This window comes from Actinomadura sp. RB99 (assembly GCF_014706005.1).
Classification (GTDB): domain Bacteria; phylum Actinomycetota; class Actinomycetes; order Streptosporangiales; family Streptosporangiaceae; genus Spirillospora.
This window is the reverse complement of the sequence record NZ_JABMCA010000017.1, coordinates 16,817-29,884: the sequence shown is the minus strand read 5'-3', so window position 1 is coordinate 29,884 and position 13,068 is coordinate 16,817. Positions and strand designations below refer to the sequence as shown.

The window sequence follows — 13,068 nt, the reverse complement described above, 5'->3', positions numbered from 1 at the left end:
GCGGGGTCGGGGGGCGGGTCACTCGGCGTCCTCGCCGAGTGCCGACAGGACATGCTTGACCCGCGTGTACTCCTCGACGGAGTACAGCGAGAGGTCCTTGCCGTAGCCGGACTGCTTCACGCCGCCGTGCGGCATCTCGTGCACCGGCGGGAGGTGGCAGTTCACACCGACGTGGCCGGCGTCGACGGCGGCGGAGACGCGCAGCGCCCGGGCATGGTCGCGTGTCCACACGCTGGAGGCCAGGCCGTACGGCGAGTCGTTGGCCTGCCGGACCGCATCGGCCTCGCCGCGGAACGTCTGCACGGTGACCACCGGACCGAAGATCTCGGTGCGGCTGAGTTCGTCCGCCGCGGTCACCCCGCCGACCACCGTCGGCAGGTAGAAGTAGCCGGGGCCGCCGGCCTCCCGGCCGCCGACGAGCACCTTCGCGTGCGAGGGGACCCGCGCGACGAGGCCCGCGACGTGCGCGAACTGGTCCGGGTTGTTCAGCGGCGGAATGTCCAGGACGCGGTCCGCGGCGGGCTCGTCCCGCGACAGCCCGATCCCTCGGACCCGCTCGACCAGCGCGCCGACGAACGCGTCGTGCGCCTCCTCTGCGACGATCACCCGGGTGGCCGCGGTGCAGTCCTGCCCGGCGTTGAAGTAGCCGGCGAACGCGATCCCGTCGGCCGCGGCCTCCAGGTCGGCGTCGCCGAAGACCAGCACGGGCGCGTTGCCGCCGAGCTCCAGATGGGCGCGCTTGACCGTGTCCGCCGCCGACCGCGCGACGGCGCGGCCCGCCGCGGTGCTCCCGGTGATCGACACCGTCGCCGGAACCGGGTGTCCGGCCAGCGCCGCACCCGTTCGCCGGTCGCCGCACACCACGTTGAAGACGCCGGGCGGGAGCAGGTCGGCGAAGAGCCCGGCCAGGAACACGGCGCTCGCGGGCGTCGTGTCGGACGGCTTGAGCACGATCGTGTTCCCCGCCGCCAGGGCGGGGCCGAACTTCCAGACCGCCATCATCGCCGGGTAGTTCCACGGCGCGATCGCCCCGACGACGCCGACCGGTTCCCGGCGCACGGAGGAGGAGTGGCCGCGCACGTACTCCGCCGTCGCCTTCCCTTCGAGCATCCGCGCCGCGCCCGCGAAGAATCGGAGCTGGTCGATGATCGGGACGACCTCCTCCCGCATCGTCGGCTCCGGTGGCTTGCCGGTGTCCCGGCACTCGATCTCGACGAGTTCGTCCGCGTGGCGCTCGACGGCGTCCGCCATGCGCAGCAGGACGGCCATCCGCTCGCCGGGAGTCGCCCGCCGCCAACCGGCGAAGGCCCTCTCGGCCGCCCGGCAGGCCCGGTCGACGTCTGCGGCCTCTGACCTCGGCGCCGTCGCGTACACCGCGCCGTCCGACGGGTCGACGATCTCCATCGTGCCGTGGCCCGCCGCCGCAGCGAACTCACCGTCGATGAAGTTCCGCAGCTCGATGCCGCTCATCGCACCTCCTGCAATCGGCGGAACACTGACCGGAGCGCCGCCCACCAGGCCCGCTCCGCGGTCATGCTAGGAACTGGGCTCCACCGTCCGCCCCGTGCAGATCGACCCACAAGCCGGGTGCGTGAGTGCAGGTCGAACAACACCCCCACGTCGCCGTCCGTGCAAGCGCGTCGAGGGCAAGAGCCACGAAGAAGCCCTGAAACGACGGCTCTGCGACGTCGTCTACCGGACCATGACCAGAGAACGGATACCTCTCTGCTCGCCCCCGCGTGACACAGAGAGGTGCCGAAAATTAGGCACTCCCCTCCACCGGCCGGCGCAGCATCGCGCCCACCGACTGTCATGAGCTCGAACGACGCAGTTTCCGGGGCGGGTGGCGTCAGCGGTAGTGGGTGAGTTCGTCGTAGTGCTGCTGGAACGCCGACGAGACTGCGACACGGTCCTCCTGCAGGAGGTTGCGTGCCATGGCGATGTGCTGGACGTGGGCGGGTTGCAGGCTTTCGCCGCCATGTGGGGCGGCCGTCCCGCTGGCCGCCATCTGGTCCCTCAGTTGCCTGGTCCCGCGCAAGGCCCGCACAGCAGCGGCATGGCCAGCCGGGCAGCCGGGGGACGACGACGGCCTCGGATGCAACAGATCAAGGTGCCGCGGCGTCCTGGGATGTGACTGAGAAGGGATGGCCTGTGGACGATGACGGCTTGACGTACGAGCGATTCGTTACCGACCGAGCCGAGACACTCCTGCGCTACGGCTATGTACTGACCGGCAATGCGCACGATGCCGCCGATCTCGTGCAGGAAGGGCTGCTCCGATTGCGCACCGCGTGGCCTCGCGTGGTCAGGAAGGACGATCCGGAGGGGTACACGCGGGCGATCATGGCGCGGTTGCACATCAGCGCATGGCGGCGGCGCAGACGTGAGCGACTCGTCCGCGAGGTGCCCGAGGGCGGCTACGTGGACCGAGGCCTCGAGCAGACCGAGCGCGATCCCCGGTTGTGGCGGGCGCTGGCGGCGTTGCCGCGGCGCCAGCGGGCCGTGCTGGTCCTCCGCTACTACGAGGACCTGCCGGACGAGGAGATCGCCAAGCTGCTCGACATCTCCCGAGGGACGGTCCGTAGCCAGGCCGCCCGCGCTCTCGACAAGCTCCGGGCGGACTGGCGTCCGTCCATGACCCAGGCAGTGGGGGCCCACCATGACCGATGACCTTCAGCGGGCACTGAAGACCACGCTCAAGGCCGCGTCGCTGGACGCGCCGCAAGCGGCGCCGGACCTGCTCGACCAGCTGGCGGGCCGGGCCCGGGCGCGGCGGCGCAACCGGGCGACGATGGCGGTGGCCGCGGTCACGACGGCGCTGCTGGTGACCGCCGGGACGTCGGCCGCCCTGCGCGCCGGAAACGCGCCCGGGTCCGGCGCCCTCTCCGGCAAGAAGGCCGGCGGCCTGCCGACCGAGACCGTCCCCTCGCCGGTGCCGGTCCCGAAGGCGGCGGTCCGGACCGAGCCGGACACGCTGCCGAACGGGCGGCGGTACAACCCGGAAGTGGCGCTGGACGGCACGTCTCTGCTGGTCTCGACGGAGTCGCGTCCTGACGTGACCGACCAGCTATGGGTGTACGACCTCCAGGACCACCAGGCCACCAAGGTCACCGACGTCGTTGAGCCGGGCACGTCGACGCGGTACGCGGGGAACCTCGCCGCCGGCGACGGCCAGGCCGTATGGTCGCAGGAGGGCACGGTCGCGGGACGGGCCGTGACCGAGATCTGGGCAGCCCCGCTGACCGGCGGAAACGCCCGCCGGGTCGTCTCGCTGGACGCCGGCTCGAAGGAGGCGGGGATCGGGCGACTGGTCGTGGGAGGCGGCACGATCAGCTGGAGCCGCGCAGCGAACGGCGGAGCCACCGGCACCGCCGACGACGCGCACGGGAGCGCGTCGGGCGCGACCGCCGTGTACGAGGTACCGCTCGCCGGAGGGCCCGTGCGGATGGTCCCCGGAACCGACGGCTACCGCATCTTGTCCTGGCCGTGGATCGGCACCCCGGGCACCAGCAGCGGCCGCGCCGGGGACGCGGACTTCAAGCGGCTCTGGAACCTGGCGACGGGCCAGACCCGCACCGTGCGTCTCCCCAAGTCACCCAATACCTGGACCTGCTGGATCAGCTGGTGCGTGGGCGGTCCTCCACTCGGCGTCACCCTTGACCGGGTCCCCGACACCCGCGTCCTGCCACTGGCCGCGGGCACCGGGCGCGCCGTGCCCGCGGACGAGCTGCCTGTCAGCGAACCGCCGGAGGGATCGTTGATGTACGACCGGTTCCTCTCCCTGGCCAACGGCGACAAGCACGACACCCTCTACGACCTGGCGACGGGCAGGATGATGGATCTCGGGCCCACCTACGAGGACAACTGGCCGGTGAGCATACCGAGCGCCCGGCGTGACGGCTCCACCGTGGCTCTCGACCGGTACCTCGTCAGGCCGGTCAAGGGGGCGATCCAGATCATCGACCTCGCGGCCGTCGAGTGAACCGGCCCGCCGGCGCTCCAACACGGCGGGCCAATCGCAACAGCACGGCCACCCATCGTCCCGCGGCAACCGCCTCACGGTGGCCTGTCCTTGTGACTGATCAAGGACCGTGTCGGAGCCCACCTCCTGCACGCTCACCTGCACGGACGTGGTTTTCGACAGGCACAGGCGTCGGTGGGCGCGTGGGCCGGCGCGGCGGCGGCCATGTCATCCTCGACGGAGGCCGCCGCAGGGGCAGGGCCGACCGGCGCGATCAGGGCGGGACAGATGGACGAAGGCCAGAAACAGAAATCGGACGGCTCACCGGAGCAGGAGTTCGCACGGCTCGGTCTCGCCGGTGTCCGGCCGCCGACCCCCATCGGCAACTTCCGCTACGGGGTCCGGGCCGGTGACCTGTTCTACGTGTCCGGGACCTACGGCACCGCCAAGAACGAGGACGGCGAGGACTTCCTTCCCATCAGCGGAAAGCTCGGCCGCGACCTGAGCGTCGCCGACGGGTACCGCTCTGCTCGGCTGGTCGCGGTGAACCTGCTCGCCATGGCGCGCGCCGAACTCGGCACTCTGGACCGTGTCACCCAGGTCGTCCGGCTGGCCGGCTACGTCAACTGCGTCCCCGGATTCGCCGAAGCCCCCGCCGTGGTGAACGGAGCCTCCGACCTGCTGGTCGAGGTGTTCGGGCCCGACCGCGGAGGCCACGCCCGGATCTCGCTCTACCAGAACGACCTGCCGCGCGAGGCGCCCGTTGCCTGCGAGCTGACCCTCTATCTCGGTGACTGAGGAGGGCTTCGGCTCATGCCGCCCTCGTGATCGCGTGCGGGCAACTGGCGCGGACGGCCATCCCAACCGCGCCGGGGGCATCCGCCACGGCGATCGGACCTGAGGGGCGGGCGCCCCTGGATCATCGGATCGCCTGTCACCTCGCCTGTGCGACCCCCAGGGCAACCCCGGGAACGGCGCTGGTCGAGGCGGCGTCGCAATAATCGATTATCTCGCGGATCATCTATGATGGCGTCATGAGTCAGACGATCCACTCCTCGGCCTCGTCGGGGAAACAGATGCTCTCCGAGCAGGTCCACGCCCGGCTGCGGGACGCGATCATGCACGGGGAGCACGCCGCCGGCACCGCCCTCAAACCGCAGGACCTGGCCAAACGGCAGGGTGTGAGCCTGGCCGTCGTGCGCGAGGCGCTGGTGCGGCTGGTCGGTGAGGGCCTCGCCGAGCGGCTGCCCAACCGGGGCTTCGCCGTCCCGGCGGTCTCCGACCGCCGCTGGCAGGAGATCGCGGAGGCCCGCCGGACGATCGAGCCGGTCATGCTGCGCATGTCCATCGAGCGCGGGGACGTCGACTGGGAGGCCCGCGTGCGAGCCGCCCACCACCGTCTCACCCGCACCCCCACGCACGTCCCGCAGGAGGGTGAGTACTACAGCGACGCTTGGGCCGAGGCCCATCGGGTCTTCCACCGCGCCCTGCTGGAGGGGTGCGGCAACCCCGTCCTGCTGGAGACGTTCGACCGGCTGTGGACCGCGAGCGAGCTGGCCCGCCGCCTCTCGGCGCTCCGCGCCCCCGACCGTGACGCCGTCGCCGAGCACCGCCGCCTGGAGGAGACGGCGCTGGCCCGCGACGCCGACACCGCCGCCGAGGTCCTGACCCGGCACCTCACCCTCACCGCGGCCGGGCTGACCGGCTGCTCAGAGAAGGAAGCCTGATGCTCTTCACCGATTCGGCCCGTCCAGTGCCCATGTCCACGGGCACTGGAGGGTCCGGCCGCGCGCACTCGCTCGAGCCGACCGCAGGACGCCGCTGCCATGACGCTGTCGCCCCCCTGCACTCCTGCGTCTACTTCGCTCTGGAGCAGCAGGACGAGCTCGCGGCGCTCGGGCTGGAGCGCGGCCCCATGGTCTACTACGCGGGCCGCGCGGCCCCCCTCGGGATGGTCGACGCGGGAACCGTCACGGCCACGTTCTACAACTTCGACCACGAGCATGTGCGGCGGTACATCCCGGCCGTGTGGCGCATCGCCACGCCCGAGGCGGTGCTGGAGGCCCGGCTGCGCGTCGCGGATCGAACGCTGCGGCGCCTTCTCGGGGCCGAGGTGCTGGCCTCGAAGGAGATGGCCGAGGCGGCCGAGCTGGCGCTGCGCGCCGCCAAGGCCGGCCGCCGGGAGGCGCGGCCGCTGTACTCGGCGAACGCCGACCTCCCCGTGCCCGACGAACCGCACCTGGCCCTGTGGCACGCAGCGACGCTGCTGCGCGAGCACCGCGGCGACGGCCACCTCGCCGCCCTGATGGTCGCCGACCTGCCCGGACTCGAGGCGCTGGTCCTGCACAACGCCACCGGCAGGGCGCCGACCTCGGCGGTGTTCATGCAGACCCGCGGCTGGTCCGCGGAGCAGTGGGCCGCCGCCGGCGGCCGGTTGCGCGAGCGCGGCCTCCTGGACGAGGCGGGAGACCTCACCGGGTCGGGCGCGGCCCTGCGCGGCGAGGTCGAGGCGCTCACCGACCGCCTCGACGCCGCCCCGTACGACCACCTCGGCCCGGCCGCCACCGCCCGCCTCACCGAGCTGGCCGGCGCCTTCACCGCTTCCCTCCGGGCGGCGGGCGCCTTCCCCGCCGCGGTCTTCGGTAAGGGCTGATCGTCCCTGGCCCGACGCCCCGCCGGGCCGGTGCCGCACCGTGCCACGGCGGGGCCGGGCGACCGCCCGGCGCGCTCTGGTCACCGGCATCCGTTCCTTGTTCACTCCGGCGGCCTCGGCGATGGGTGACCCAGGCGGCTCGGAACCTGATCCTGCGGTGCGGTGACCGCTGCCCGAAGCGGTGGTCACCGGATGGCCTCGTGTACCGCGGTCCGCGGCGTGCGGCCTCTGGCACGATGTCCGGCATGATCGAGGGTGTCGGCCTCCGGGAGGCCGAGGACGACCTGCTGCCGCCCGCCGAGTGGGGGCGCCGCGGGCCGGCCTCATCGGGGACCCGGGCCGCCTGGGCCTTCGGCCTGCTGGCGGTCGCCCTGGTCGCCGGCCGGATCTGGGTGGCACCGCGCGTCGGCGCGGCCGCTGTGGACGCGTGGACGACCATCTTCGTCGCGGTGTGCGTCCAGGCGTTCCCGTTCCTGGTGTTCGGAGTCGCTCTCTCGGCGGCGATCACGGCGTTCGTCCCGCCGGCGGTGTGGCGGCGCGTGCTGCCGCGCAACGCCGGGGCCGCGGTGCCGGTCGCGGGCGCGATGGGCGCGGTGCTGCCGGGATGCGAATGCGCGTCGGTGCCGGTCGCAGGCGGGCTGATGTCTCGCGGTGTGGCGCCCGCCGCCGCGCTGACCTTCCTCCTCGCGGCGCCGGCGATCAACCCGGTCGTGCTGGTCGCCACCGCCGTCGCGTTCCCGGCGAACCCGGAGATGGTCGTCGGACGGTTCGCCGCGTCGCTGCTGGTGGCGGTGCTGGCCGGATGGACGTGGCTGCTGGTGGGCAAAGGGGAGTGGCTCAGGATCCCGTCCCGCCCCCAGGCCGCGGGGGCGGCCGGGCGGGTGGAGCAGTTCCGCCAGGCCATGCGGCACGACATCATGCACGCCGGCGGCTTCCTGGTGATCGGTGCCGCTGCCGCCGCCACCATCAACGTGGTGGTGCCCGCCGACCGGGTCACCGCGGTCGCCGGGATCCCCGTGGCATCGGTGCTGCTGCTGGCGCTGCTGGCGGTGCTGATGTCCATCTGTTCCGAGGCCGACGCCTTCGTCGCCGCCAGCCTGCCGCAGTTCTCCACCACGGCGCGGCTGGCGTTCCTGGTCGTGGGTCCGATGGTCGACCTGAAACTGATCGCCCTGCAGTCCGGATTCTTCGGCCGCCGGTTCGCCGCCCGGTTCATCCCGCTGACGTTCGTGCTCGCGGTCGCGGTCAGCGCTCTGCTGGGAGGCATGCTGTGAGCAGGGCCGCGCAGAACCTGTTGCTGGTGCTCATCGGCGCCGCGGTGCTGTGGATGACGCTGGGCAGCGGCGAGTACGTCAACTATGTCCGGCCCGGCTTCCGGTACCTGCTGGCGCCCGCCGCCGTCGCATTGCTGGCTTTGGGCGCCGCCGGTCTCCGTCGCGAGTGGCACGACGCCCCCGCGGACCGGCACGCCGACACCGTGCACCCGCACGGCGCGGACGCCGGCGCGGACCACGGTGCCGGCCACGGCCACGACCATTCGCGCGGGCCGCGGGTGGCGTGGCTGCTGTGCCTGCCGGTCCTGGCGCTCTTCCTGATCGCGCCTCCGGCACTCGGCTCGTTCACCGCCTCGCGGGACGCCGGACGCGCGGTCCCGCCACCGGCCGAGCCGTCCGGGGGATTCCGCCCCTTGCCCCGGACCGGCGCGCCGGTCCCGATGAGCATGGGCGAGTTCATCGGCCGCGGATTCCAGGCGCAGACCGGCGACCCCGCGACCTTCCAGGGCGTCCCCGTGCGGCTGACCGGGTTCGTCGCCCCCGCCCTCAAGGGAGAGGGCGGCTGGCGGATCGTCCGCCTCAAGATCGCCTGCTGCGCGGGCGACGCCATCCCGTTCCCCGTGACCGTCCGCGGTCTGCCCCGGCCACCGGCCGACACCTGGGTCCAGGTCGAGGGCGTGTGGAAGCCGCCGGCGGCCGGACGCGCCACCACGGTCGTCCAGGAACTGCGCGGCCGGTCGCTGCGGAAGATCAAGAAACCCCACAACCCCTACGAGTGATCGAGTGACCGGGCGGGGACGCCGCGACCACCGCCGGCTACGGCTCGCTGCCGTCAGTTCTCGTAAGGGTCTTCCGGGAAGGGGACGGGGGACGGCGCGGGTGACGGCGAGATAGGGGATCGGCGCGCCACGCCCGCACGCACACCCGCCTCGCGCCGCGCCCGCACGCGCGGGAGCCGATCGATGGCCGCCCGGGGCGTGACCTTGATCAGGTACCCCTTGGGATCGGCCACTGCGGCGGCGTCGGCCTTCGACTGGAACTGGCCGGCACCCGAGCGATCCTGGCCGTCGGGCTGGACGACCGCGTCCCGCTCACCTCGGCCGAACCGGGGGCACCTCCCTCCTGGCCCCCTGGCCGACGTTCGTGGAACGCTTCGCCCCTGCCTACCGAGCGGAGATCCACGGCTTCCTGCGCGCCGTACAGTGCAACGGCCCCAGCCCCTGCTCGGGCCAAGACGCGCTCCACGCCCTCATCGCGGCGACCGCGGCACAACAGTCCCTCACCGTCGAACAGCCGCAGCGGTTCAGCGGACGCCGAGCACCTCACACCTCCAGCACCTGCACTCCGGCGTCCGCGAGGGCCGCCCCCGTGTCCGGGTCGACCGGAGCGTTCGTGATGACCACGTCCAGGTCGGCGGCATCGCAGACCTTCGCCATGCCGGTGCCCGGGAACTTGCCGGCGTCGGCGACGAGGACCACCTGCCCGCTGGCCGCGATCATGGCTCGTTTGACCGGCACCTCGACCACCGTCGTGTCCATGACGGTTCCGGTCGGCCGTATCCCGCTGGTGCCGAGGACGAGCCGGTCCGCGTGGATCTGCCGCAGGTTGTCCTCCGTCAGGTAGCCCACCAGCGACCGGTAGTCACGGCGCAGCATGCCGCCGAGAACGACGAGTTGGACGTGCTGGTCGTCGGCCAGCGTCTCGACCACTGGGAGGCTGCTGGTGACGACCGTCAGCGCCCGGCCCCGCAGGTGCCGGGCCACCATGTGCGCGGTCGTGCCGATGTCGAGCAGCACGGTCTCGCCGTCCTGGATCAGCTCGGCGCAGCGCAGCGCGACGGCGTCCTTCTCGGCGGGCCGGACCTCGGCGACGTCCGTGAAGGGGTCGTCATGGCCCTCGACCGGCATCGCACCGCCGTGCACCCGTTTGAGCAGGCCCTCCTCGTCGAGCTTTTGCAGATCGCGGCGTATGGTGGCGAGGCTCGCCGCCAAGCGCTCGGCCAGCGTCTCCACCGTCACCGGTCCTTCGGAGCGCAGGACGCGGAGGATCAGCTCGTGGCGTCGGTCCCGGAGCATGCGTCGACCGTACTCGCGCAAGACCGATCACCACCAGACATTCTCCATCACGCTCCTGCGCGTCGGCTCTCGCGGGCGCACGAGCCGATGCGCGCTCCCCACCTGCCCGCCGTCGCGGCGAATCCAACCGACGTCGCCGACAATTTCAAGCAAGACCGCTCACACATGTGAACGATTCTGCCGACTCTTGCGCGTCTCGTCCCACTCGGGGCACAATTCAGCGCACTGCCAGCCCAGGCGGAGGCCATGGGCTGGGACGCCTCGTTGCCATGGAGGGTGCGCGATGACCGGACTGAAGCGACGTACGGGAAAGGGTCTGGTCTCCCTCGTAGCGGGCGCCGTGCTGGCGATCGCCGTGGGCACGTCCGCCGCAAGCGCGGACGCGGGCGAGGACAGGACCGCGCGGGCCCGTGCCACATCGGCCGTCGACGCGATGATGGGGCTCTACGACCAGGCGAGCGGACGCTGGCAGCCCGAGAGCCCCTGGTGGCAGTCGGGCAACGCGCTCCAGGCGCTCCTCGACTACATGGCGCGGACCCGCTCGACCCGCTACCTGCCCCAGGTGAAGAACACCATCGAGCTCCAGCGCAAGCCGCTGCCCTGGTGGCCCCAAGGCGGCGGCGAGTTCCGCGCGGACTCCACCGACGACACCGGCTGGTGGGCGCTGGCGATGGTCCGCATGTACGACCTCACCCGCGACACCAAGTACCTGAAGATCGCCGAGACCGACGAGGCGTACATGCGCCAGTACTGGGACGACACCTGCGGCGGCGGCATCTGGTGGGACCTGCCCGGGAAGACCTACAAGAACGCCATCAGCAACGAGCTCTACCTCAAACTGGCCGCCTCCCTGCACAACCGGATCCCGGGCGACACCAAGTACCTCGCCCACGCGCGCCAGACCTGGCGCTGGTTCGCCCGCAGCGGGATGATCAACGGATCCCACCTGGTCAACGACGGCCTGGCGACGCAGAGCGGAAACTGCGGCAACAACGGCGGCACCACCTGGACGTACAACCAGGGCGTGATCCTGGGCGGCCTGACGGAGCTGCACCGCGCCACCGGCGACCCGTCCCTGCTCGCCACCGCCCGGCGGATCGCCGACGCCGTGACCACCGACCCGGGCCTGTCACCGCGCGGCATCCTCACCGAACCCTGCGAGGCCGCCGCCACGTGCAACTCCGACCAGGCGGCGTTCAAGGGCATCTTCGCGCGGAACCTCGCCGAACTCGACCGCGCGCTCCCCGGCCACCCGTACCGGAACTACCTGACGACCCAGGCCCGCTCCGCCTTCACCTACGACCGGAACAATGCAGACCAGTACGGCCTGCGCTGGACGGGCCCGTTCGACCAGGCCGACATCGCCCGCCAGGAGTCCGCCGTAAGCCTGCTCACCGCCGTCCTGTAACCACTCAGCGAACGGACTCGCCCGCCGCCGACGACGTCGCCACATCCGCCACGCCAGGTGAACCCCGGCCGGCGGATGTGGCGATGGCGTTCAGGCGCCCGCGCTGGCCAGCAGCCCGTCGATGATTGCGACGAACCCGCGCGCGAGCGACAGCGGGGTCATCGCCAGGGATTTGCCTGCGGCGGGGACGCACCTGGACATCGTCCAGTTCCACAACCAGTAACTGCGCGATCGTCCGGTTTGCGTCGTCGTCGCCGAAGTCCACCCGCGCGGTTCGGGGATACCTGCCCCTGTCGGGAACACGTCGCCGGTCATGGCGACCGGGCAGGCGGCGCCCACGACGGGCGCCACGGGCGCCGTGCTTGCGGATGCTCGGGCACATCCGGGACGCCGTCCGGCAGCATGACGCGCACGTCAGGGTGCGGGAGTTCCTGCCCCAGGAGTTGGGGTGCGGTTCGGGGATGACGTGCTGGCGGCGGCTGGCCGAGTGGCACCGGGCGGGCGTGTGGGAGCGGCTGCATCGGCGGAAGCTCGCTCTGGAGCGACCACCGGCGGTGGGTCGGTGGACCCGCTGCCGATGCTCGGCAACGCCAACGCGGCCCAAGCAGCTCTGCGCAACTGGGTGATCAACCTGAACAAGGAACTGGCCGGCACCGGTGTGTACGCCGGGCACGTGGCGATCAACGTCTGGATCGGCGAGGGCGTCGTGGCCGCCCCGGAAGGCAGCCCGACCGCCACGCCCGAGCAGATCGCCCCCGTGTACTGGGACCTGCACGAAAACCGTGCCCGCTCCGAGGCCGTCTTCGACGCCTGGCCGGCCGTACTTGCGCTCCAGCGCCGCGCCTCGACATTCCAGCCATAGATTCACGCGCCCGCCCCAAAGATCAGACCGTTACCCGACCCGAGCGCCAGCCACCCATATTCCGATCATCGGCGATTATCGGCTCGGAGGCGGCACTTCGACCATGAGGTGCCTGGGTCCTTCTTCTGGCGACCTACCTCAAAGGCGCGAACTGGCCCGAGAGGATGCGGCGCCCCTGGCTCATGCCGGGGGCATTTCCCTGTCAAAGGTCCAAGATCGAGAGGGAATCGCGCCCAGGGCGGTTGCCGAATATTCGAAGATCGCGCTTCCCGTATCTGCCGGCAGAGTCCACACGGATGCGATTTCTGCAAGCCTGAGGTCGGCAGTGACCGAAGGTGGTCGGATCTGAGCTGAGGGTACATGTCGTCCGTAGGCTTTGACCGCGGCGTTGGGGACGCCGGAAGGGCCGGAGCCATGGGTGTTGTATCGCTCGAGTCGCTCGTATCCGTACTGGACGTCCGGGAAATGGCCGTTGAGTTCCGTCGGCGGCCAGAGTGTGGCGGGGAATCACGTCAGATCGCGGCCGAGCGATGAGGCCGCTGGTCGACGCGCTGCGGGCGGCTGGTCTGCTGGTGGGCCTGCCGGTCGGCGATGCCGGGATCCTCGGGGCGTTGTCGACTGCGGCCGGCATCGCGCCGCCCGCGCCGTTCGACGTTGACGTGGCGGTGGGGCCGGTGTCGGGCCGGGTCCACGGGGTGACCGTCACGGGCGGCGCGATGAACGCACGCCTTGCCATACCGCTTCAGGGTGCCGAGTCATCGGCGGCGCTCGCCGGTAACGCGGTCACGCTCACCGCAGTGAACGGTCCCACCCTCACCCTTGACATCAGTACCGC

The 13,068-nt window shown here is 71.8% G+C and carries 13 protein-coding genes and 1 pseudogene; 10 read left to right on the top strand and 4 right to left on the bottom strand.

Annotation, left to right across the window (positions count from 1 at the left end; genetic code table 11):
* Window positions 1-18 precede the first annotated feature (18 nt).
* Window positions 19-1,470, bottom strand: coding sequence for an aminobutyraldehyde dehydrogenase (locus amrb99_RS17735; protein WP_190857093.1), 1,452 nt, complete (start codon window positions 1,468-1,470; stop codon window positions 19-21).
* A 379-nt stretch (window positions 1,471-1,849) separates the two neighbouring features.
* Complete coding sequence (locus amrb99_RS17730; protein WP_190857262.1) at window positions 1,850-2,008, bottom strand: hypothetical protein; 159 nt, start codon at window positions 2,006-2,008, stop codon at window positions 1,850-1,852.
* Between the two features lie 143 nt (window positions 2,009-2,151).
* On the opposite strand from amrb99_RS17730, the gene amrb99_RS17725 reads away from it, so the two are divergent.
* The 7 genes from amrb99_RS17725 to amrb99_RS17695 all read left to right on the top strand — a co-directional run bounded on the left by amrb99_RS17725 (window position 2,152) and on the right by amrb99_RS17695 (window position 8,667).
* Window positions 2,152-2,670: a SigE family RNA polymerase sigma factor gene (locus tag amrb99_RS17725; protein ID WP_190857092.1), complete on the top strand. Its 519-nt coding sequence runs from the start codon at window positions 2,152-2,154 to the stop codon at window positions 2,668-2,670.
* Entirely contained in the window at window positions 2,660-3,982 is a 1,323-nt protein-coding gene (locus amrb99_RS17720; protein ID WP_190857091.1) for a hypothetical protein, read from the top strand. The genes amrb99_RS17725 and amrb99_RS17720 overlap by 11 nt, the downstream gene beginning before the upstream one ends.
* A 267-nt stretch (window positions 3,983-4,249) precedes the next feature.
* Entirely contained in the window at window positions 4,250-4,759 is a 510-nt protein-coding gene (locus amrb99_RS17715; protein ID WP_190857090.1) for a RidA family protein, read from the top strand.
* 236 nt (window positions 4,760-4,995) lie between these two features.
* Entirely contained in the window at window positions 4,996-5,688 is a 693-nt protein-coding gene (locus amrb99_RS17710) for a GntR family transcriptional regulator (protein WP_190857089.1), read from the top strand.
* Window positions 5,688-6,614: a hypothetical protein gene (locus amrb99_RS17705; RefSeq protein WP_206699982.1), complete on the top strand. Its 927-nt coding sequence runs from the start codon at window positions 5,688-5,690 to the stop codon at window positions 6,612-6,614. Before amrb99_RS17710 ends, amrb99_RS17705 begins: the two co-directional genes overlap by 1 nt.
* 236 nt (window positions 6,615-6,850) lie before the next feature.
* Complete coding sequence (locus tag amrb99_RS17700; protein WP_190857088.1) at window positions 6,851-7,888, top strand: permease; 1,038 nt, start codon at window positions 6,851-6,853, stop codon at window positions 7,886-7,888.
* Window positions 7,885-8,667 carry a TIGR03943 family protein gene (locus tag amrb99_RS17695; protein ID WP_190857087.1) on the top strand — a complete coding sequence of 261 codons (783 nt, stop codon included), beginning with the start codon at window positions 7,885-7,887 and terminating at the stop codon, window positions 8,665-8,667. Before amrb99_RS17700 ends, amrb99_RS17695 begins: the two co-directional genes overlap by 4 nt.
* A 543-nt stretch (window positions 8,668-9,210) precedes the next feature.
* Here amrb99_RS17695 and amrb99_RS17690 read toward each other — a convergent pair.
* Complete coding sequence (locus tag amrb99_RS17690) at window positions 9,211-9,963, bottom strand: DeoR/GlpR family DNA-binding transcription regulator (protein WP_190857086.1); 753 nt, start codon at window positions 9,961-9,963, stop codon at window positions 9,211-9,213.
* 283 nt (window positions 9,964-10,246) lie between these two features.
* Between amrb99_RS17690 and amrb99_RS17685 the strand changes: the two genes are divergently transcribed.
* Window positions 10,247-11,371 (top strand): glycoside hydrolase family 76 protein, encoded by a 1,125-nt coding sequence (locus amrb99_RS17685; protein WP_190857085.1) that lies wholly within the window; start codon window positions 10,247-10,249, stop codon window positions 11,369-11,371.
* A 90-nt stretch (window positions 11,372-11,461) separates the two neighbouring features.
* Here amrb99_RS17685 and amrb99_RS17680 read toward each other — a convergent pair whose 3' ends face one another.
* Window positions 11,462-11,722: a hypothetical protein gene (locus tag amrb99_RS17680; protein ID WP_190857084.1), complete on the bottom strand. Its 261-nt coding sequence runs from the start codon at window positions 11,720-11,722 to the stop codon at window positions 11,462-11,464.
* Between the two features lie 80 nt (window positions 11,723-11,802).
* On the opposite strand from amrb99_RS17680, the pseudogene amrb99_RS17675 reads away from it, so the two are divergent.
* Together amrb99_RS17675 and amrb99_RS17670 are read left to right on the top strand one after the other, a co-directional pair.
* Window positions 11,803-11,895 (top strand): annotated as a pseudogene (locus amrb99_RS17675) (IS5/IS1182 family transposase); the annotation flags it as partial.
* 38 nt (window positions 11,896-11,933) lie between these two features.
* Window positions 11,934-12,233 carry a hypothetical protein gene (locus amrb99_RS17670; protein WP_206699995.1) on the top strand — a complete coding sequence of 100 codons (300 nt, stop codon included), beginning with the start codon at window positions 11,934-11,936 and terminating at the stop codon, window positions 12,231-12,233.
* The last annotated feature ends 835 nt before the right edge of the window (window positions 12,234-13,068 follow it).